Below are 22,088 nucleotides of genomic sequence, written 5' to 3' on the forward strand. Positions count from 1 at the left end.
TTATGGAAGTAATAAATGCTATTGGAAGAAGAAAGAGAGCCATCGCGCGTATCTATCTTAGTGAGGGTAAAGGACAAATTACCATCAACAAAAGAGAGCTTGATAATTACTTTCCCGCTGCTACTTTACAGTATGTTGTAAAACAACCGTTGGAACTTCTTGGAGTTGCCGGTGAATTCGACATCAAAGTAAACCTTGATGGTGGTGGTGTAAAAGGTCAGGCTGAAGCATTGCGTCTTGCAATCTCTCGTGCACTTGTAAAAATTAATGCAGAAAACAAGCCCGCTTTAAAAGCGAAAGGATTTCTTACCCGCGATCCTCGCGTGGTTGAAAGGAAGAAGCCCGGACGTCCGAAAGCACGGAAGAGATTCCAGTTCAGCAAGCGTTAATATACCTCAGGTGCGTTTAGTATCTAAACCGGAAAGATTTCTCAAGGAGAACTACTTACCGGTTGCCTGAAACAGAATGTAAACGACTTAAAAAAATTAAAATGCCAAAATTAGAATTTCAACAGTTACTGGATGCCGGAGTACATTTCGGTCACCTAAAAAGAAAGTGGAACCCCGCCATGGCGCCTTACATCTTTATGGAGCGCAACGGGATTCATATCATAGACCTGCATAAAACTGCCGTAAAAATTGACGAAGCAGCTGCAGCTCTGAAACAAATTGCTAAATCAGGACGGAAAATATTATTTGTTGCCACTAAAAAACAGGCCAAAGATATCATCGCCGATAAAGTAGGGTCAGTGAACATGCCTTACGTAGTTGAGCGCTGGCCGGGTGGTATGCTTACCAACTTCCCAACCATTCGCAAGGCGGTAAAAAAGATGACTTCCATCGACCGCATGATGAATGAGCCAAGTTGGACCAGTCTTTCTAAAAGAGAAAAACTCCAAATTGGACGTCAAAGAGCCAAAATGGAAAAAACCCTTGGTAGTATTGCAGATTTGAACCGTCTTCCAGCTGCTATGTTCGTGGTAGATGTTATGAAAGAGCATATTGCCGTGAAAGAAGCTGTGAGATTGAACATCCCCGTTTTTGCAATGGTGGACACCAACTCAGATCCTCGCAACGTGGATTACCTGATTCCGGCTAACGACGATGCTTCAAAATCAATTGAACTTGTTGTAGGTGCAATGACCGAAGCCATTAAAGATGGTTTGGCCGAGAGAAAAGTTGACAAGGACAATGATGCCGCTGCTGCAAAAGAAAAAAATGCTGCAAAAGGTGCTAAAAAAGGTGAAGGCCGTGCAAGGGTAAAAGCCCGCAAAGAGGATGCAGAACCTGTTGAAGCAACAGAGAGTAACGAAGCAACAGATGCAACCGCCGAAGACAAAGAGTAATTTAAATTAATCTTTAAAACAGACAAAAATGGCTATTACTGCTGCAGACGTAAGCAAACTTAGAAAAATGACCGGTGCCGGAATGATGGACTGCAAGAAAGCTCTTGCTGAAGCCGACGGCGATTTCGATAAAGCAGTGGATCTGATCCGTAAAAAAGGTCAGGCTGTTGCAAACAAAAGAGCAGACCGTGAAGCTACCGAAGGTGTAGTGCTTGCTAAAGTCACTGCCGACAATAAAAAAGGTGCCATCGTGGTGCTTAACTGCGAAACTGATTTTGTTGCAAAGAATGAAAGCTTCATTGCTTTGGCCGATTCAATTCTTGACCTGGCAATTGCCAGCGATGCCAAAACTCTTGAAGAGGTAAAGGAATTGCAACTTAATGGAATTGCAGTTAAAGACGTTATTACCGAGCAAATTGGTGTAATTGGCGAAAAGCTGGATTTACCATACTTTGATGTGGTTAACGCCGACACAGTGGTTGCATACATTCACCCTGGAAACAAACTTGCAACCTTGGTTGGTCTTAACCAGGCTGGTATTGACACCCAAATTGGGAAAGATGTTGCCATGCAAGTGGCAGCTATGAACCCTGTTTCGGTTGACAGAGACTCAGTTCCCCAGGAAATTGTTGAGAAAGAATTGGAAATTGCCAAAGAACAAACCCGTCAGGAAGGAAAACCTGAAAATATGGTTGACAAGATTGCACAGGGACGTTTGGCCAAATTCTTCAAAGAAAGCACTTTGCTTGACCAGGTATTTGTTAAAGACGGAAAAATCAGCATCCGTGAGTACCTGCAACAAACAAACAAAGATCTTACAGTTACAGAGTTCAAACGTTACTCATTGAGCAACTAAGATTTTTGATATACCATCAATTAAAAGGCAACCGGAAATGGTTGCCTTTTTTGTTAATTGATCTTCTGGCATGGTGTGTGGATGAAATCTGCTACAATAACGGTTAACTTTCAAAAGGAATACAAGAGCATATTGCACCTCTACGAGGTGCACATTCTAATACCACAATTCATTGCTATCAACATTCGCCCTCTACGAGGGCGCAACAATAAACATTACATTTTCACTCAAAAAGGTATCTCGCATAAGCGCCATCGTAGATGGCAGATGTTGATAGAACAAACAATCCGGGGTCATAGCGCTCCGTAGGTGCGCAATGTTACATATTTGATGAGTATATCTTCCCCTCATTCAAAAACAGGCAAACTTCAATTATCTGCATCCCTGCTTTACTTTTCCAACAAATAGTGGTAAGTTTAATTCTACGGCATTTCGTTTAAAATGATTGTGAAACAAATTCATTGATACTATGACAAAAATTGCCTTATTCAGTTCAAAAAGCTACGACAAAGAATATTTTGAACGCTTCAAGCCCCAGTCAGAGATCGAAATCCGCTATTTTAAGTCAGCACTCAACGAGGACACCACTGAACTGGCCAAAGGTTACGACGTTGTCTGTGTGTTTGTAAATGATCAGATAAACCAAACCGTACTGACATATTTAAAAAACCACGGAACACGACTGATTGCCTTACGATGTGCCGGTTTTAACAACGTTGATCTTGAAGCTGCAAAGGATTTAGGCATTAAGGTCGTACGTGTGCCTGCATATTCGCCCAGCGCTGTTGCCGAGCATGCCATGGCTCTCATTCTTACGCTTAACCGAAAAACGCACAAAGCATACAACCGTGTGCGTGAAGGTAATTTTAGCCTCGAACGACTCACGGGTTTTAACATTCATCAGAAAACCATAGGTGTAATAGGTACCGGTAAAATTGGCAAAGCATTTTGCGAAATATGTCTCGGATTTGGAGCAAAGGTTATGGCTTATGATCTGTATCCCGACTCTAATCTAGAAGAAAAAGGCGTTTTATACTCTTCCATAGATGAGCTTTTCAGGCAATCTGACATCATTTCTCTGCACTGTCCGCTCAACTCAGACACAAAACACATGATTAATAAGGATGCCTTTAAAGTCATGAAAGACGGCGTGATGATTATCAACACCAGCCGTGGAGCTTTGGTTGATACCAAAGCAGCCATTAAAGCTCTGAAAAAGCACAAGCTTGGTTATTTAGGCATTGATGTTTATGAGCAAGAGGAGAACCTCTTTTTTCACGATCACTCTGAAAGCATCATTGAAGACGAGTTAATCATGCGATTAATCTCATTCCCAAATGTTTTGATAACCTCCCACCAGGCCTTTTTTACCCACGAAGCACTGGAGCAAATTACCACCACTACTTATGAGAATATTACGGACTTTGCAGAAGGCAATGAGTTGAAAAATGAGGTAAAAAGTGAAAATTAGTTTAGAGGTGCAATGCACCTCTAAACTAGGTGTGCTTTCCACATATAGAATCGCTATCCACTAATGTATGGAATCTGCATAACCAGGGTTTTCTTCCATCACTACCTCATCATATATATCAAATCATGATAGAAACTAATGACACATGATTTCCGACATGCCGAAGTTGAACGAATTTGTTTCCAAAAAAAGCGCAGAAGTATTGGGTTCGCAGTTAAGTGAATTAATCTAACGGCAGATCTACGTAGAAGGTAGAACCCTGATCCGGAACAGACTCAAGCCAAATTTTTCCGCCTAATAATTTGACTAACCCTTTAACAATAGAAAGCCCCAAGCCTGTTCCTCCGGCATCATAAACAGTTTTCGATTGCAGCTGGCTAAAGCGTTCAAATATGAAATCATGCTTATCGGGAGGAATTCCCACTCCGGTGTCTTTCACATAAAATGAGAGTGTTTTAACATTGGCGCTACAGCCACATTCAACATATCCCCTTTCCGTATATTTTAAACCATTACTAATTAAGTTTATCAGAATTTGACGAACTTTTACTTTGTCAAGATTTATTTGCTGGTTTATTAACTTTTGGCAAACATTAAACTTTAATTGAACATCTTCTTTGTTAATTCTTCTGGTATATTCTGAAAAGAAAACCGATAACTCTTGAAAATGTCCATCCAGATTACATGGCTCTTTATTGATGTTTAATTGTCCGGATTCGATCTTTGATATATCAAGCAAAGAATTAATTAACGAGAGCAGATCAAAACAGCTTTGATTAATAATATCTGAGAAATGAGTCAGGCTCTCCTTTTCATCAAAATACTCCGAAAGAAGGCTGGAAAAACCCATGATTGCATTCATTGGGGTTCTTATTTCATGGCTCATATTTTGAATAAATGCAGTTTTTAAACGGTCGCTCTCCTCAGCTTTTTCTTTTGCATCCACTAACTGCATCTCAATTTGCTTTCGCTCAGTGACATCTCTTACATTAAATACAACACCATTGATATCCGGGTTCTGCAACTGATTAGACCCCCAGGATTCTAAATGAATCCATCCTCCATTTTTGTGCTTGTGCCGGTATCTGGCAACACCGAATCCCTCTTCTATGGTTTTTTGAAAATCACGTTTCACCTCATCGATGTCATGCGGATGGATCATTTTATCTATTACAGGTATTCCGGTAAGTTCCTCTGCGGTGAATCCAAGGATTCTCTCTACTGCATCGCTTACAAAAATTTGATTCCCCTCCTGATCGAGAACCAAAATGATGTCTGAAGAGTTTTTGATCAGCTCTTTGAATCGCCGCTCTCTTGAATGCATCATATCCTCTAACTTCTTCTTTTCAGTTATATCATGAAACAAAACAGCCATTTTCCGGGGAGATGTTTGAAAAGCCCATATTTCAAAAGCCCCAGAAATACCTTTATCATCAGAATAGTGAAGTTGCTCCAACTTACATGGTTCTCCGCTGATGGCAACATTTCGATAAATCGATGGTATATCAGGATCGTCAAGATTCGGAAACGCCTCTTCAATGGTCTTTCCGATGAACTGACTGTTGTCAACACCTAAAACTTTATCGGCAGATTGGTTTGTTCCTGTAAAAATCAAACTATTATCAGGCAATAACTCATATAGATGAGCTCCAAAAGGAGCTTTATCAATCATAGAACGAAACATATACTTAGCAGCATTTAGTTCGTCCTCAATTTTTTTGTGACTGGAAATATCAGTTGCTATATGAAGGATGTTTTTTGTTTGTCCCGTTTGATCTTTCACCGGTGTACACGACACAATATAAACGCCATTCATGGCTTCAATGTACATATCTGAGGTTACATGCTCATTATTTTCACATGCCATTTTAAATGGGCAACCCTCCGGGGTGCATCCACAATGAAAGAACTCCTGACAAACCCGTCCTATTAATTCCTCTTCTGTTTTACCGGTCTTTTTTTGCAGAGCCCGGTTTGCCCTGATCACTCTTTTGTCATAACTCAACAACATGGTCGGGTGACCAATGGCATTGAAAATATCTTCCCATGACTTTTGGGCTTCAATTATCTCATGTTTTAATTTATGAACACGGCTGATATTAACCCATACAATCTTTAAGCAAAAACCATCTGCAGTATTTATAACCGATAGTTTTTGTTGAAAAATGAGTGGTTTTTCTTCTTGTATCAGAGTTATTTCCGGAATTTTTTGCTCAGTAATGATACCTGTTTTCAATATCTCCTTAAATTCTTTTTCAATCCTTTTAAAAGAAGGATAGTCGGAGACATTTAGTTTTCCATATACATCCCAAATTCCCCTATCCTTCACTTCAACCCTCGAAATCCCGGTGTTCTTCTCCTGTTGCTTGTTCCATACAACAACCGCACCAGTTTCATCAGTAATCACAATGCCCTCGGTTGACTCTTCAATAACAGAATTGAAGAAAAGTTCCGTATGTTTTTTATCACTGAACACCCTACCCTAAATTAAATGATGAAATTATCTACCAATAAGCCTGTCACTGACAGAACAGCACATTCTAAAACAATATAATATTTTTGCTTTTATAAATCAAGAAAAGAGAACAAGAGATTTTTTGCCATAGAAGAAGTTAGTAGGTGCAGATCTGTTTTCAACTAAAGAGTAAAGGAAGAAACTAAATCAAAAAACGAAGAAATAAATCTGTAATAAAAGTTCACTCCGCACTAAGAGGTAGTGTTAGTGGGGCTTAACCTAATTTTCTAAATATATTGCTTCCTCACAGGGTTGAGAACCCTTCCAGAATTTGTCTGGAATGCTTATAGGCTAAACAAAGAGAAGTATTGATTAATTAACCTTATTTCTAATGCTTTTAGGTAAAAACAGAAGTGTTACTCCGGAAATTTTAAGTGCTACAATATCTTTGTAATCAAAGACATTTCGAAACCCGTTGCCTCGAATTTGCAATCATGAGTGGTCGAAAGATTTGCAATTCGTGCCTCTATACTTACTGTAACACCCCAATTAGCCCTTTATACAATATCTAAACAATTCCGGTTTCTGCTCTGATATGGATTTTTACAGCTGTTGAGATTCGCTATTGTTTGGATCAAATCATTATAATAGATTATAACTACGAATTGCAAATTTGCTCTATAAGGGTTAAAGTAGTAGGAAAAAGAACCGATCAAAAATCCTAATGTTTCTAAATTTTAATCGGTTCTATAATTTTCATCTACATAAAAACAAACCCATCATAATTTGCAGCCCTGTGTCCATCCACAAAAGCGTCCCAAGCGTTATGAAGATGACCAACTAGCATTCCAGACCATCTTGCAATTCTTCCGCCCCCGGATATTTGTGATAACTCTTTAATATTTAATCCAGTGACACTGATTTCTTCAAAAATGATTTTATTCATAACTATTAATTTATTGATTACTTTTAACACTAAACACTTGACAAATTAGGAGATAAACTACTAACGATATCCAAGTGCCAATGATTGCAAAAAAGAGATCCATTGGATCAATAGGAATTCCTCCATCAACAAACCTTAGAATCTCATGAGTAAAACTTACAATTAAGCTAAGTATTAATGATTTTAAATAACTGAAGTTTGAAATCATCCACAAAACAAATGGTAAACCAAGTGCAAAATTAAGACTTGGAAGAGAATCCAAAAACCAATTCGAATAAATTGGGCGGATCTCATATTGAATTTGCCGGGTAATATAAAAAAGGACATATTGCATCCCAGCTATTATAATTACCAATAGAATCCTATTTCTAAAATCAGTAAATTTATATGCAACTACTTTTTTTGTGACCAAGAACTCTGAAAAACTCATAATTCTGATTAATTTAATAAATGCTTAACTTAACGTATTCTTCAAACTATTACTTCCTCACAGAATGATAACCTTCCCAGAAATCGTCTGGATTATCTATTGAGGATACAGCCATAGTAGAAACTACCCATAACAATAAGCTAAGTGCAAAACCTCCATTGGCCTCTTTCATTTCCTGAACACTAAGTTCTTTTAATTCCAAATTATTCATAACGAAATTAGTTAATATCAACCCAACCTTCTCCGGGCGTTGGTAACCTCCCAATCATGGAAGTAATCTAATTTTAGCCGGCATGTCAGAAACTCCAATCATACTGCTAAATTAGTTTCGTTGCGTGCATAAAAAAAGCACGGAAATAAATTTAATAATTTTCCACCAAAAGTTTTAATATTTTCTTCCGGTTCTAATACTTCAAGATTAAATTCAATCTTTAAGTGTTTGCTTTCATTAAAATAAAATGAACCCAGCTTACGAGAATAACTGATTTCCAAACCGAGTACTTTTAAGTCTTCTATATGTGCATAGAGTTGTCGTCGGCTTATACCAAGCCTGCTTGCTAATTCATCGGGGGTTCCGGTGCATTGTTGGTGTATAAGCTTATTTAGGGTCTGAAACCTCTCTATTTGTCTGATAAAGTTCATAGTTAGACAGGTAAAAGTTAAACATCTGAATTAATCAAATCACTTAACACGGGCAACTGTTTTTGCCACATTTGGTAATATTTGCCTTTTTTATAAAATAATTCTGAATGTGTCCCTTCTTCAGCTAAAACGCCATTTTCCAAAACAACGATTTTATCGGCATACATAACCGTGCTTAAACGATGCGCAATTACAATAATAGTTTTACCGTCGTTCAATAAGGATTACATCGCTTTCTGAACAAAATGTTCTGACTCTGAATCCAGTGAAGAGGTTGCTTCATCAAGAATCAAAATTTCGGGGTTCACATATAAAGCTCTTGCGATGGCTAATCTTTGCTTTTGGCCTCCGGAAAGTGTCGCCCCGTTTTCTCCTATGTACGTATTGAAGCCTGCGGGCAACTTCTCAATAAAATCAAGAATTCCCAATTGCTTACAAATCTTCAATACACTTTCCATATCAGGCTCAAACTCTCCTACAGCAATATTTTCTATTATATTTCCAGCGAAAAGATCTAGTTTTTGAGGAACACTGGAAATTATGCTCCGCATACTTTGGTTTGTAAAATAGTCGATATGATGATCACCAATATAGACCGCACCACCGTTTAACGGATATATTTTGAATAACAGCAACATTAATTCAATTTCTCTTACCATAAAGAAGCCTATTATTAGACCACTAGATACATATATTGCAATTTTAATATTATTGCAGCTAAACATATAACTTAGCAAATAGACGATTGGAGTAATAAAAAGAAATTTACAAGCCTCATAAATAATAATTGATTGTGAATAAACCAAACAAAATAGGTATAGAAACATAAATATGGAGAAAATTAAAAAAGGTAAAATCGTTTTTCTTTTCATAACAATTATACTTTAATATGACTACGTTTAGTCAACAACTCGTTAAACCTTCGGCATAAAGCATTGTTTTTTAACAATCAAGACAGCTAAGTCGCTTGTCTACAACCCGAGGAATCTACGTTTTAATAAATTCTTTAAACTATAAAAAAATATGACTCTCAAGGATCAAAAATCCTTACAAAGAGCTAATAAACGGCATGTTAGAAAAATTGTCTACCCTCAACGAATGACAAAAAGTGCCTGTTGTAGAAACACTTACCCAATTTATGTCTATTCGGGGACGGATTACTTCCTTCGGTTTCCAAGATATGGTAAATATAAGAACAACGATACCGCCAACAGTTTAAAAAAGTTTTTGATTTTCTTACATTCAATTCAGAGTTAACCCTATCACTGGGTAGCCGTCATTACGCCATCGCCTTTGACTCATGCTATGTAAGCAAATCCGGAAAAAACTCTCGGCGTTAATTGGTATTGATCTGGCTGTGCCAACAGTTCCAAATGGAGCTTGGGAATTTGTGATTTAGCAGCTATTGATAATCACACAGCTTTTCATCTTGAAGCTATACAAACCCTTAACTCAGAAAAACAATCCTTGTCAGATTGGTATGGCAAAATAATTTCCGATAGAAAAGATTCTCTAACCTCCATTTCTAAATACTTGATTGCCGATGCTTGGTTTTAAAAAACTTTTACTGATCCGATTAGAAACGTGGAATACCCAGAAAGATGGCAAGCAACGCACAGAGCTGAATGACTCGCAAGCAAGAAGTGAGAATAAGCTGCATTCTCTGTTCAATGCTTCGCTATTTGCTATCTTCAATCAATATTACGAAAACAAATCATTGGTTAAGCATACCAAAAAAATAACGAGGTTCATTTTCTATGTCTGATATTAAAGCAATGAATCATAACATATTAATGCTTGAGCGATTTTTTGACGTGTTTGGTATTTACCCATACTCTACCAAAAATCAGAATTATGCCAAATAACTTATATTATACGGCACTAAGGCCGCTTAAAGTTTAACGAACTATTGTATAGTAAATAAAAGTGAAAACAATATGGCATGAATCAAACCGGAAATATTAAAATCTTTAATTTGAACCATAAATAAAAAGCCAGGATTAATAAAAATTCAGCATTACCAATTGTGTACGATAATTGTGATGATTAAACTATCATTTACAAAGGAGCAAATGATTTTATGCTTTTTAGGTGAGTATATACTCCCACATTATAAATGAAAATTAAAGTCAGCAAATAAACAACTCCGATGTTTTTGTAACAAAAGTGTTACAGAGAATGGGCTGAGCCATCCTCTGTAACATAAAGAGTCTTTCCTAAGTGAAACCGATAAAAAACTAATTGAATTTTCTGTTTATATCCTAATACTGCACAAACGGGCTGGGTTTAATATACCCAGCATCAGTTAGGTGTTGTTGCATTTTTTGAAAAACTTCCATTGCCCACTGTTGTGATACACCCATTGACTCCATGGTTATTTGAGTGGTTAATCCTGCAAGTTTCTTACCAACCGGACTCTCATAAAAACTAGTCATCGCTTGAATTTCTTCAATGGTGAAGTGTTTTAAGTAGATTTCACTTGTAAGATGAATTAAATCATCAAGTTTGGGTTCATAAATATTGGATTTAATTTGCTGCCAAACTGAATCAGGAGTGCTACTGGCTATGTGCTTTAATTGCATGGTAAGCTGCTCAAACATCATATCGTAGGCGGCCGAAGATCCGTTAACTTCAAGAAACCTCATGATTTCCGGATTCAATTCATTGCTGTTTTGCGAGGTGGCACTAAAACCAACCAATACAACAACGACGAATAAAATAATTTTAGTTCTCATTTTTTATATTTGTTGCTAATTACCAGAAATGAAAATACAACACCAATAATTAGCAGTATTATGGAAGCGCCAATCCAAACAGCATTTAGATCGAGATAAATAAACAGTATTGCTAATAATAACAAAACAGAAGGCACAACAATCCACTTTTTTAGATGATTCTCAGAAACAGCCAAACCACGCTTTTTAGAAAAGTAAGCAATATTTGTCCCAATTGTCACACCCATAAAGATAATTGCAAAGCTCAAAAGATTGTCTGCTGTTAATAAAGCGATTAGCAGCAGCAGCACAGCCAATATATTTTGTAAGATTATAAGAACACGATCATTGAATGAACCTCTCTTTTCCTTCATATTAATGTTTTTTAAAATCAACATTTGCACCTTAAATATTCTGCATGCAGCAACATAAGCTACATGCAGAACAAATGTGTATTACTCTCTTTTTGTTGTTAAAAATTAACTGGTTTGTATTATGATTCTTAAAATGAAATGCCTTCTATTTTTTGTCCTTTTTCCTGGCAAAAACTGCATTGAGGAAAAAATTCACTGAGCCCAATATTATTGCAGCACCAATTAACACATCTTGATATGGGAGTACCTTTACAAAGTAATTTATTAATGCTAAAACAATAAATATATCAATCACTATTTGAGTTTTGTTAATAAAGAATGAAGCCTTTGTATTCATATGGCCAAAAGTTAATGAACATTAAAATAAGATTCCAACTCCACCAAAACATTTTTCTGAACATTTATATCGTTAATAATATTGCCGTTGTCTAATAATAATATTCTCGAACATACATCGGTAACATGCTTTAAATCGTGGCTTGACATTAAAACAGTAACACCATTTTGGTTCAGTTCAGTTAATTTTCGTTTTAGCCATGATTGCGATCCGGGATCCAAATTGGCAAACGGCTCATCAAGTATTAATAGTTCGGGGGAAGTATAAATGGCGGCTAAAATCCCGACTTTGTTTTTATTTCCCAAAGAAAGATCCCGTATATATTTATTTTCCATGCTTTCATTTGAGAAAAAACCCGATATTTCTAATAAAAAGAGATCCAAATCGGCCTTATTCTTTCCATGGAGAGTCCCAATATAACTCAAATACTCAACCGGAGTTAAAAACGGAATAAGAAAATTCTCGCCTAAATAAGACCCGGTATATGTTTTCCAATTTTCCGTTTTAGCAACATCATTACCCTTTAATAGAACCTTTCCTGATGTTGACTTTATTAAGTCGAGAATTAAACTCAACATCGTGGTTTTACCTGCTCCGTTATTACCTACAAGTCCTACAAAACAACCACTGGAAATCTCAAGTTGTTTTACAGCCAACACAGTTTTGTTGCTGTAATCTTTTTGTAAATCTATTAACTCTATCATATCTATTTACTTCTAAATCCCATACCTATTTTATACTTGCGCCGGATAAGCAATTTCACTATATAACTCAACATAAAACGATTCAAGACAATACCATTTATCCCAATAATCCCAAGTCCGTAAATAAAATACCCGGTTATATCAAACACAACAAAGCCCGCATACAATAAAGCTGGAAGCCCTAATACAGGTAGAATAATCAAAAAATCCACAAAACTAACTCCTTCATGGTTAAACATCTGATTTTTCCCCAAGCTAATCGGTTTGCTTTTAAAACATCCAAAAAACAATATCAGTTTCGAAGAAATACCGATTGTATAAAGCAACATTGCAGGGTGTATTGTAAGCATCTGTTCATTTTTAATAACAAAAGGTAGCGACAGAATATAAGACACCACTGCTAAAACAGAAAAAACAAAAAACTTTGATTTTACATACCTATGCAAATTTACATTATGCGCCATCAGTCCGTCAAAACAAGAACTTTGCCATGAGAACACAAACTGACCATAAGGCATTGCTAATGCTGAAATAATCAAAAAACCAATAAACATCTGCAGTAAATAATCATCTGAATTAAAACTATACAGAAGAAAACCGTATGGGATCATCAACAATCCATATAACAATGCTGACTTTGGTCTTTTGTTGCGCACAATCATCTTTAACTCAACAAGCAGAATTCCAGCAGTCTCGCCATAATAATCTAAAAAGGTCGCACCTGAGGTTCGCTTTAGAGATGGTTCAGCTTTATCATCCAGACGATGATTATTCATTAACGTCCGGTATGCCGTAAAATAGCTAACTACCAAAAGTAATATTGGAAAAAAAATCCCATAATACTTACCGGAAATAAAAAGAAGAACCGCAGAGAAGCGACTCGATAAATTGTAAACTTCTCCGAAATTTACATACAACACCACGCCCAAAAACAGGACAAACGAAATAATAAAAACAGGATTTGATGAGAATTTCTTTTTTACAGTAAAAGCAATAAAGTTGCTGGAAAAAATTAGTGCTAAAACCGAAAAGAGCCATACTGTTGAGAAAGCAAAACCGTAAGACGGCACTACAGCTTTTATAAAAAACGGTATAACCAAACACAACCCCAATAGATTAAAAAGACCTAACATGCTTTTTAAAATGGGATAATGAATTAATTTTTGCTTTTTAATTGGCAATGTCAGATACGGTTGAATAATTAAACTGGGGAATTTTTGCATCATAAACCGCGCAAAAAAATCAAATATCAAATAAAACAATAGTAACCCTGTGAAATGATTGATTGTGTCAGATACAGGATAAACGGATTGGATCAATTCATCGGCATAATAGCCAATTACTACAAAGTTTAGCAATATGTAAATACCAACAATTCCCAACAATATATTTAGAAAGACACTTTTTTGCCAATACAAAGATCGTCTGGCTGCTAACCATTGATGATAGAATAATTTAAGCATAGATATTAAAATCAATAGAACGTTAGAGTTTTAGAAATTCATATGCTAGACAAATGCCTTATTATAAACAAATTACGTGCTTGCCAATTGATTTAACATATGCCTAAAATCAAACAAACATAAAAGTTTTGAAATATTATTAATTAAACTTATAGTTAAACCTTGTTCTTAATTTACAAATCAAAACATACCCGCTAGTCATAGATATTGCGAATGAAATAAAAGCCAATAAATATCCATACCATTCAAGATCATTAACCCATATCAACAAAACACTTGGCGGATAAATCAAAAATAACTCCGGGACTTCTATCTTAAAAACTGCATATACAAAAGAAAAAAACACAACCGGGAGTGCTATCATAAATAAAAAATAATAACGATAGTTTTTTGTGTTGATGTTATAAAATATCAGACAAAGATAGAGCGATGATATGAATACACCGGTTACCCCAAGTAAAACCAGCCTATTAAACATCATATTGAAATCAAAATTATTTACAAATATCGAAATTGCAATGTATAGTAATATAAATATTGCAGCTTTTATATCAAGGAATTGCTTCAAAAATAACGTATATACCTTCAATGGCCTATTAGAAGGATCTATAATCGTGAATGGTGATATGGAAAATCTCTTGGTGGAGGTTTCAAGCCAAATAATATACAAGCATGATACAATGAGTCCTATTAATATATCCATAGCCCAAAAATCATCCTTGGGGTTAATAATAGATGCTATTAAAACAATAGAGATAAAAAATGAATATACTATTTCTGAAAAAAGATCTCTTCCTCTAAACATAATTACCTGCTATTGTTATTAGGGTTACTTTTTCTCTTTTTTGTTCTTCCAATATAATACAAAATTGGAAATAGTATAATTAATAATATACCCAAATTCATTAAGTGCTGATTTTCAAAAAAAATATCCCCAAAAGAATTATAACTAATGCCGACACAGGGAATAAAACGGTAAGGAATTGAAATAGTACTTTCATAATAAATAGGTTAAGATTTTTGCAAGATGAATAGAAAACAATCAGTTACAGAAAACTGAGCAGTCATCCAGAAAATTTAAAATATAACTTCTGCTAATAAAATCTGAGCATCTATTAACCTGCTGAATATTCTTTATACCATGCTTTGATTAACTTTCTTGCTTGCCAAGGTTTAATGCTATATTTTTTCGATAAATATCCCAATAGGATTATATCAAAGATAAGAAAAAGAAGAATTAAGAGTATTGCTTCCATATGAATTAATTTATATCTCTTACCAAAAGGAGATTCTTTTGGCAAGTTCGATTATTTTTAAACTAGGCATTCTTTTTACCCCAACGATAAGTAAAATACGCTGCTACAAAACCCGCAGCAATTAAACTGAATAGCAATGGCATTAAATCTCCGGAAAGCAATAAACTTGAATGGTCAGTTGTTTTGGCATATACAAACTCGCTTAAGAGTTTAATTGTTGCTATAACTGCTAAATTAGTTTCGATCCTTGCGGAAAAAAGTCCAGAAAAAAATTTAAAACATCATCTTCATGCCAATTGAGAATCCCCACCCGCTAAGACGTAGTCCACTTGTTTCTTGGCGTACATCATTAATTCTATAATTGATTTCCGTATTCGATAATTCCTCATAAGCTGATTTGCGAAACAGTAAGAATCCGGATTTTTCGCTTAAGATGGCCACATCTTTCATCGATATTGGATGCAAATAATTAGAGCCAACCTCGATATGGAAGAGAGAAGAGACCTGATAAGATAGACCCGCTCCTCCTTTAAAACCAATGCCCCTCAAACCGGTATAGGCTTCTACTTTGTCCGCATTTAATCGCCTCCCTCCAAAAGAAAAGGATTGATAAGACCGCTCCTCACCCAATGATACTCCCATATTTTGCCATGATAATCCTCCATCAATATTCAGGAGCACTTGATTTCCAATGGTTTTTAAAGGAAGGTAATAACGACCACCTAAATAATAATATTTATAATAGAACTCTTTATCAAGACTTTCTGCAGAGTTATAAGTAGCATAAAACTGTTTATTAATCCTATAACCTACATGAGTTTTGAATAATAAGGCGCCATGTTTTTGATTTCGATGTTTGTAGAAATCCAAGTCTCCATATTCCATAACATAATCTCCCCCGGGAGCATCAAAATCAATCCAGCTGACATTAATACCATATTCTATGTTACGCATTATATTCGCAAAGCCTTGCTTAAATGATTTTGGCCTTTTTGATTTAGAACTAAGTAAATTAAAGCCCTGTATGGTATCTACCATATTTACATCACCAGGTAGTGTCAAAACGTTATAATCTTTCCAGTCAGATTTTTTATAATCAACAGCCTCTAAAGCCGGGATATGCATTTCAGAGACCTGATCCCGATAAGAGAAGTTAGAAACGTTATCCGTCTCAATTTTAAAAGTAACATATTCATATCCAGAAATAATTCTCCTTTCATTCTCGTCCTGAAAGGTTTCCGACCCATGTGCGGATTTTAAAAAATACCTACCATTGTATTGATCATACAACACAGTACCCTTTCTTTCAATTGAATTTAGTTTTCTTAAGGCTGGACTTTGGTTTCTTTTATCAAGCCCATTTTGATTATACTCATAATCAATTTTGACAAACGTAAGACTGTGTATATCTATATAAAGACGTCCTTGAATTTCAGACTTTGATTCCTCTGTCGGGGTAAATGCGATCTCATATACCTTATTGTTGTTGAAATTTATTATCCCGGATAATTGATAATTATAGTTTTTATGTCCCTCTAACACTTTTGATCTGTATTTAACCATGTCCTGAATATGGGCAACATGCGTTCCTCCATAAAACAAAGAAGGAAAAAAATCTTTCTCTGAAACATATTTTCGTGAATTGATAATTTTTACTGTTCCGTCTCTCCTGTCAGAATAGGGAGTTTTAAAGGATTCAATCAGAGTCTCTATAAAATGAAGATTGTTTGAGTTTTCTGTATCGTTTAGTGTTTGTCTGAAAAATCCGGAGAGTATAGAATTTGAGGAAGTATAATTTTCGGGAATCTTGCGTGAAGCCCTTCTTAAGAAGGAACGTAGAGTGCTGTCTGGCATTATTGTTACTTCCATTAAATTGACAATAGATTGTTCCAACCGGACAACCTTATCGTCTAATAACAATAAAACCGGCAATTCTTTTGTTTCGAATCCGATATAACTAAAGCTTAAAACTTCATTTATGTGTTCATCTGGAATATTTAATACAAAGTGTCCCGATAAATTACTGATTGTCCCATAACGAGTGCCTTTCAATCCAATATTTGCATAAGGGAGAGGATTGTCCGTTTCTGAATCAACAACAATTCCTGTTAACGTAATAGCTGATAACGGAATATAGACAAATAAAAATACACAGATAATTTTTCTACTCATACTTCATAACATGAATGGAGGCTGTCTTTTTAAATTGTAAACTAATTAAGAGAGTCTTAATTAATATTCACGTTGATTTTTTTTCTTTTTTAGACTTTCGGGTAATAACAATAAAAAAATCATTGAGATAGTTAACGCAATTATATCAAGAAAATCAAAAGTTTTATGCACACCAATAAGAGAAAATAGTTCATAAGCAACCAACCCGCTATAAATTGATATAATAATCTCGTTAGTCAAAATTTGTCTTCGCGACCATCCGAAATAGAAGAATACTGTCGCTGGTGTAGCAAATAAACTTGGGAAAACGTCTGAAAAGTAAAAGTCATTTAATCCGTTTCCATAAATATATGGACGATAAAAAAAGTGCAAAATCAAAGAGATTCCTCCAAGAGAAAGACCAATAAGCACATAAAAAAAACGATTCATTCTGAAATTATTAAATTTGGGGGAAATTTTATTCCCCCAATATGTATAACTATGAGTTCCAGCCTGCCTTAAAAGCCGCAACATTTGCTGACCAATCAGAAACTATATCGTAAGCTAGACTCAACCCCACAGCAAGGGCTAAACCCTTTATACCTCCATTCACTTGCTCTGATTGATTGTCGTCCAAAAAAATCAAATCGATATTATCTAAAGTATTCATAAATATAGATTTTAAAGTTATAAATTATAAAAGAATCATTCCATTTTGGAGCGCATCAGCATGTGAATCAACAATGGCTCGAGCGGCCTTCCCTAAATAAAAAAAGATCTTTTGGCTCATAGGGCTGCCTCCATCAACTATGCGCATTTCATCATGCGACATAATAACTAAATCTTTTATTTCGTTCATTTTTTAATTTTCTCAAAATCTCCAACCTTCTCCGGGCGTTGGCAATCTCCCAATCATGGAAACTTTCTGGTTTTAGCCGGCATGTCAGAAACTCCAATCATACTGCTAAATTAGTTTCGTTCCGTGCATAAAAAAAGCACGGAAATAAATTTAATAATTTTCCACCAAAAGTTTTAATATTTTCTTCCGGTTCTAATACTTCAAGATTAAATTCAATCTTTAAGTGTTTGCTTTCATTAAAATAAAATGAACTCAGCTTACGGGAATAACTGATTTCCAAACCGAGTACTTTTAAATCTTCTATATGTGCATAGAGTTGTCGTCGGCTTATACCAAGCCTGCTTGCTAATTCATCGGGGGTTCCGGTGCATTGTTGGTGTATAAGCTTATTTAGGGCCTGAAACCTCTCTATTTGTCTGATAAAGTTCATAGTTATATCGGTTAAAGTTAAACATCTGAATTAATCAAATCACTTAACACGGGCAATTGTCTTTGCCACATTTGGTAATATTTGCCTTTTTTATAAAATAATTCTGAGTGTGTTCCTTCTTCAGCTAAAACGCCATTTTCCAAAACAACGATTTTATCGGCATACATAACCGTGCTTAAACGATGAGCAATTACAATAATGGTTTTACCTTCATGCATTAATGACTCCAGAGCTTTCTGAACAAAATGTTCTGACTCTGAGTCCAGTGAAGAAGTTGCTTCATCAAGAATCAATATTTCGGGATTCACATATAAAGCTCTTGCAATAGCTAATCTCTGTTTTTGGCCTCCGGACAGTGTCGCCCCGTTTTCTCCTATGTAAGTATTGAAGCCTGCGGGCAACTTCTCAATAAAATCAAGAATTCCCAATTGTTTACAAATCTTCAATACGCTTTCCATATCGGGATGAAACTCTCCTACAGCAATATTATCAATTATATTACCGGCGAACAGATCTAATTTTTGAGGAACACTGGAAATTATACTCCTCATACTTTGGTTTGTAAAATAGTCGATATGATGATCCCCAATATAGATAGCACCACCATTTAAAGGATACAATTTTAATAATAATCCTGCCAAAGTGGTTTTTCCGGAACCACTCTCCCCAATTATGGCCGTCATCTTGCCTAATGGTAGCATTAAATTAAAATCTTTAAACACTTCTACCCGGGTTCCATAACTAAAACAGACATTATCGAACCTGATATCCCCAAGTAAATCTTTTCTTAACTCTATTTTATTTTCCTCCGACTCTCGTTCCAAATCCATAATTTCAAACAAACGATCAGCTGCAATCAATGCATTTTGGATGGTTTTGTTCATTTCAATTAGTCCGGTCGCAGGCCCGGTCAAATACCCGAGAATCGCATAAAAAGACAAAAGTTCTCCCGGCGTGATGCTTTGATTAATTACATAATATGAGCCAACCCATAACAAAACAATAGTAAAAACCCTGTTTAAAAACTCAGAAGAGTTTGAAGAAAAAACAGAATTAATTCCTGAACGGTAAACCGTTTTCAATAAAGCAATAAACCTGGTTTCAGTTTTAATATTGGCATATTCTTCTAACCCAAACTGCTTTATAGTTTTTACTGAGTTTAATGATTCAACCAGCTGGCTTTCAAGATCAGCTGCCTGCTCCATCAATTTCCTTTCCCTCTTTTTATTCAGTTTATTAGTAATCAGATAAACGATAAGATATAATGGCATAATAATAGCCATAATCAATGCCAGCTTCCAGCTATAAATAAACATTAAGCCAAAAGAAAAAGCGACAATAAACACATTTACAATGAGTGATACCGCAGCATCATTAATAAAAACACGAATTTTAACTGCATCATTTATTCTGGAAATAATTTCACCTACACGCATGGTATCAAAAAACCGTTGAGGCAATTTCATCAGATGTTTATAATATCCAAGTATCAACTGTGCATCAATTTTCTGTCCGGTTCGAAGCATCAGAACTGTTTTGGATACTCCAATAAAAATCTGAAACAACAGGAGAACTACCATTGTTACACTCAGCAAATTCAGTAAATTTGTATTCCCTCCTACCAAAACATGGTCAGTAATCTTCTGGATATATATTGAAGTGGTAAGCCCAAGTAAAGTATAAATAATAGCTCCTGTCAACGCCTGAGTAATTATACTTTTATGAGGTTTCAATAAATAAATAAATCTGTTGAAATTAGATATCTTCTCATCTCTGGCAGAAAAGTCATCTCCCGGAACCAGTAACATTAAAACACCTGTCCATATTTTTTCAAACTCCTCAATTGATTTTTTATGAATCTGTCCATCGCCAGGATCCATAAATTCTACAGTGCCATTTGAAACTTTGTAAATAACTATATAATGATGCAAAACTTCTTTTACAATTACATGAGCAATGGCAGGAACCGGTATTTTTGGTAAAGCATCTGTGCCGCCTTTAACAACTTTGGCAGTAAATCCCATTTTTTCCGCTGCTTTTATCATACCCAATAAGTTTGTGCCCTTTTTATCGGTGCCAGCCATCTGGCGAATGCGCGCAACAGGTAATTGTAATTTATAGTGGGAAGCGACTGATGTCAGACAAGCTGCTCCACAATCTGTAATATCTCTTTGCTTAACTTTTACTGAAATTTTTATGAATTTTTGAGTTTAGGGTTTAACCAATTATCAACTTTGTCGAACAGTAACTGAAAGAGACTCCTTCGGGTAAGGTCAAAGCGTCCGGTTAAAGTCATTCCCTTCTTTAAATATCCTTTATGCCCGGATTTAAGCAGTAAATGATCTTCAAAAATACTGCATCGTACACGAAAAACCGGGTTGTTACCATCAAGAATTATGTCCTCCGAAACATGCATAACTTCGCCATAAATAAGCCCCCATTGATTATAGTTAAATGCATCAACTTGAATCCTGACAGATTGCCCAGGGAATATAAACCCGATATCTTTTGGAGAAATATAACATTCCACAATAATGTCATCATCAGGGGATATTTGCCCTAAAATGACACCAGGACTTACAAAACTATTAGATTGAATGCCTAACGTTTGACTTAGTGTACCGGAATCCGGAGCTGTTAGAACATATTGAGTCTTTTCTTCTTCCAACTGTAGAATTGTGGATTCTATATGAGTATTTTCACGAATAAGACTTGTTTGCTCCGACATCCAATTGTTTTTTGCTTGCTTCTGAAACAGCTCGATTTGAGAATAAAACAGTTCATATTGATTTTTTGCTTGTACATATTCCATTTCAGCCGTTACTTTTTCATCAAACAGATGTTTTGCCAACAAAAACTCCTTTTCGATTAATTGAAAAGAGACATCCAACTCATCAAGTTTTGCTTTGTATTGAGACATCTCTTGTCGAAATCTCGGAGAATTCACAAGATTATAATCCCCAACTATTAAGTGATTTAAGTCATTGATGTATTCATGATTCTCTGCTTTTTGAAAAGAATTATGTCTAATCTGTTCATCAATTCTGTCAGACCTTAAAACCAAAAGGGTATCACCCTTCGAAATCGACTTGCCTTCTGTGATATTTGAATATCTTACCTGACCATAGATTGATGTCAGCACATTAACATTTTCAGAAACACTACGTACTATGTCCCTGGCCTGAGTGCTAACCGTGATTTTAATAACCGGCAGCAATAAAAAAGCTGTTACGATAGCAACAATAAGCCCAATATAAATTAGGCTAAAAGATTTATTGTTTTCAGAGAAATGTTCCTCGGTAGTAAATTCAATAATTTCAGGTGGGAATAGGTTTTCTTTCTTCATTTTCCTTTCCGATTAAAAACGAGTTAATGAAAATTGACTTGCGATTAATAGAATATGAGTAAATGCATTTAGTCATTCTAAAGAGCAGGCATTCATTCGGAAAAGAAGAAGAATAAAACACAATGGTTTTGATGAAGACGGGAACTGGATTATTATCAAGTCCAATTTTGTAGAAAACAGAATTTTGGGTTTCATCTACGTTAAGGTTTTATTAAGACTATTTGCTGCAAAATAAACGCAAATGTGATAAAAATCATATAGGGGGGGGGTTAAATTATGTTAATATTTGTTTTTAGTCATTGCGCAAAG

The 22,088-nt window shown here is 35.4% G+C and carries 24 protein-coding genes; 5 read left to right on the forward strand and 19 right to left on the reverse strand.

Annotated features, from left to right (window positions below):
- The first annotated feature begins 2 nt into the window (after positions 1-2).
- From rpsI to EV194_RS08530, 4 genes are all read left to right on the forward strand, one after another.
- A complete protein-coding gene (gene rpsI / locus EV194_RS08515) occupies positions 3-389 on the forward strand; it encodes a 30S ribosomal protein S9 (protein WP_132433616.1) in 387 nt (128 codons plus the stop codon).
- 101 nt (positions 390-490) lie between these two features.
- Positions 491-1,345 (forward strand): 30S ribosomal protein S2, encoded by an 855-nt coding sequence (gene rpsB, locus EV194_RS08520; RefSeq protein WP_132433617.1) that lies wholly within the window; start codon positions 491-493, stop codon positions 1,343-1,345.
- A gap of 28 nt (positions 1,346-1,373) precedes the next feature.
- Entirely contained in the window at positions 1,374-2,201 is an 828-nt protein-coding gene (gene tsf, locus EV194_RS08525) for a translation elongation factor Ts (protein WP_132433618.1), read from the forward strand.
- 469 nt (positions 2,202-2,670) lie between these two features.
- Positions 2,671-3,672 carry a 2-hydroxyacid dehydrogenase gene (locus EV194_RS08530; protein WP_132433619.1) on the forward strand — a complete coding sequence of 334 codons (1,002 nt, stop codon included), beginning with the start codon at positions 2,671-2,673 and terminating at the stop codon, positions 3,670-3,672.
- Between the two features lie 223 nt (positions 3,673-3,895).
- Here the strand turns inward: EV194_RS08530 and EV194_RS08535 are convergent, their stop codons facing one another.
- From EV194_RS08535 to EV194_RS08580, 12 genes are all read right to left on the reverse strand, one after another.
- Positions 3,896-6,148 (reverse strand): PAS domain-containing sensor histidine kinase, encoded by a 2,253-nt coding sequence (locus tag EV194_RS08535; RefSeq protein ID WP_132433620.1) that lies wholly within the window; start codon positions 6,146-6,148, stop codon positions 3,896-3,898.
- Positions 6,149-6,887: 739 nt separating this feature from the next.
- Positions 6,888-7,073 carry a bacteriocin gene (locus EV194_RS08540; protein ID WP_132433621.1) on the reverse strand — a complete coding sequence of 62 codons (186 nt, stop codon included), beginning with the start codon at positions 7,071-7,073 and terminating at the stop codon, positions 6,888-6,890.
- Between the two features lie 10 nt (positions 7,074-7,083).
- Complete coding sequence (locus EV194_RS08545) at positions 7,084-7,503, reverse strand: hypothetical protein (protein ID WP_132433622.1); 420 nt, start codon at positions 7,501-7,503, stop codon at positions 7,084-7,086.
- A 49-nt stretch (positions 7,504-7,552) separates the two neighbouring features.
- Positions 7,553-7,714, reverse strand: a complete 162-nt coding sequence (locus EV194_RS16885) for a hypothetical protein (protein ID WP_165921835.1) — start codon at positions 7,712-7,714, stop codon at positions 7,553-7,555.
- A 98-nt stretch (positions 7,715-7,812) separates the two neighbouring features.
- On the reverse strand, positions 7,813-8,145 hold the full coding sequence (locus tag EV194_RS08550; protein WP_132433623.1) for an HTH domain-containing protein: 333 nt from the start codon (positions 8,143-8,145) through the stop codon (positions 7,813-7,815).
- Positions 8,146-8,162: 17 nt separating this feature from the next.
- Positions 8,163-8,363: a hypothetical protein gene (locus EV194_RS17010; protein ID WP_207915959.1), complete on the reverse strand. Its 201-nt coding sequence runs from the start codon at positions 8,361-8,363 to the stop codon at positions 8,163-8,165.
- 6 nt (positions 8,364-8,369) lie between these two features.
- Positions 8,370-9,017: an ATP-binding cassette domain-containing protein gene (locus EV194_RS08555; protein ID WP_207915963.1), complete on the reverse strand. Its 648-nt coding sequence runs from the start codon at positions 9,015-9,017 to the stop codon at positions 8,370-8,372.
- 1,389 nt (positions 9,018-10,406) lie between these two features.
- On the reverse strand, positions 10,407-10,880 hold the full coding sequence (locus tag EV194_RS08560; protein ID WP_132433624.1) for a DUF2059 domain-containing protein: 474 nt from the start codon (positions 10,878-10,880) through the stop codon (positions 10,407-10,409).
- Positions 10,877-11,233, reverse strand: coding sequence for a hypothetical protein (locus tag EV194_RS08565; protein ID WP_132433625.1), 357 nt, complete (start codon positions 11,231-11,233; stop codon positions 10,877-10,879). Before EV194_RS08565 ends, EV194_RS08560 begins: the two co-directional genes overlap by 4 nt.
- A 145-nt stretch (positions 11,234-11,378) precedes the next feature.
- Positions 11,379-11,570 carry a hypothetical protein gene (locus EV194_RS08570; protein WP_132433626.1) on the reverse strand — a complete coding sequence of 64 codons (192 nt, stop codon included), beginning with the start codon at positions 11,568-11,570 and terminating at the stop codon, positions 11,379-11,381.
- A gap of 11 nt (positions 11,571-11,581) precedes the next feature.
- Positions 11,582-12,274, reverse strand: a complete 693-nt coding sequence (locus EV194_RS08575; protein ID WP_132433627.1) for an ABC transporter ATP-binding protein — start codon at positions 12,272-12,274, stop codon at positions 11,582-11,584.
- A gap of 2 nt (positions 12,275-12,276) precedes the next feature.
- Entirely contained in the window at positions 12,277-13,737 is a 1,461-nt protein-coding gene (locus tag EV194_RS08580) for a DUF5687 family protein (protein ID WP_132433628.1), read from the reverse strand.
- Between the two features lie 434 nt (positions 13,738-14,171).
- Here EV194_RS08580 and EV194_RS08585 point away from each other — a divergent pair, with 434 nt between their 5' ends.
- Positions 14,172-14,564: a hypothetical protein gene (locus EV194_RS08585; protein WP_132433629.1), complete on the forward strand. Its 393-nt coding sequence runs from the start codon at positions 14,172-14,174 to the stop codon at positions 14,562-14,564.
- 702 nt (positions 14,565-15,266) lie between these two features.
- Here EV194_RS08585 and EV194_RS08590 read toward each other — a convergent pair.
- The 7 genes from EV194_RS08590 to EV194_RS08610 all read right to left on the reverse strand — a co-directional run bounded on the left by EV194_RS08590 (position 15,267) and on the right by EV194_RS08610 (position 21,779).
- Complete coding sequence (locus tag EV194_RS08590; RefSeq protein ID WP_132433630.1) at positions 15,267-17,165, reverse strand: carboxypeptidase-like regulatory domain-containing protein; 1,899 nt, start codon at positions 17,163-17,165, stop codon at positions 15,267-15,269.
- Positions 17,166-17,225: 60 nt separating this feature from the next.
- Positions 17,226-17,594, reverse strand: a complete 369-nt coding sequence (locus EV194_RS08595; protein ID WP_132433631.1) for a hypothetical protein — start codon at positions 17,592-17,594, stop codon at positions 17,226-17,228.
- 49 nt (positions 17,595-17,643) lie between these two features.
- On the reverse strand, positions 17,644-17,814 hold the full coding sequence (locus EV194_RS16890; RefSeq protein WP_165921836.1) for a hypothetical protein: 171 nt from the start codon (positions 17,812-17,814) through the stop codon (positions 17,644-17,646).
- A gap of 24 nt (positions 17,815-17,838) precedes the next feature.
- A complete protein-coding gene (locus EV194_RS16895; protein WP_165921837.1) occupies positions 17,839-18,003 on the reverse strand; it encodes a hypothetical protein in 165 nt (54 codons plus the stop codon).
- Between the two features lie 97 nt (positions 18,004-18,100).
- Positions 18,101-18,433 (reverse strand): HTH domain-containing protein, encoded by a 333-nt coding sequence (locus tag EV194_RS08600; RefSeq protein WP_132433632.1) that lies wholly within the window; start codon positions 18,431-18,433, stop codon positions 18,101-18,103.
- Positions 18,434-18,450: 17 nt separating this feature from the next.
- On the reverse strand, positions 18,451-20,631 hold the full coding sequence (locus tag EV194_RS08605) for a peptidase domain-containing ABC transporter (RefSeq protein WP_317128705.1): 2,181 nt from the start codon (positions 20,629-20,631) through the stop codon (positions 18,451-18,453).
- Complete coding sequence (locus EV194_RS08610; protein ID WP_132433634.1) at positions 20,628-21,779, reverse strand: HlyD family secretion protein; 1,152 nt, start codon at positions 21,777-21,779, stop codon at positions 20,628-20,630. Before EV194_RS08610 ends, EV194_RS08605 begins: the two co-directional genes overlap by 4 nt.
- Between the last annotated feature and the right edge of the window lie 309 nt (positions 21,780-22,088).

This window comes from Natronoflexus pectinivorans, from assembly GCF_004345615.1.
In the GTDB taxonomy this organism is placed as follows: Bacteria; Bacteroidota; Bacteroidia; order Bacteroidales; family Marinilabiliaceae; genus Natronoflexus; species Natronoflexus pectinivorans.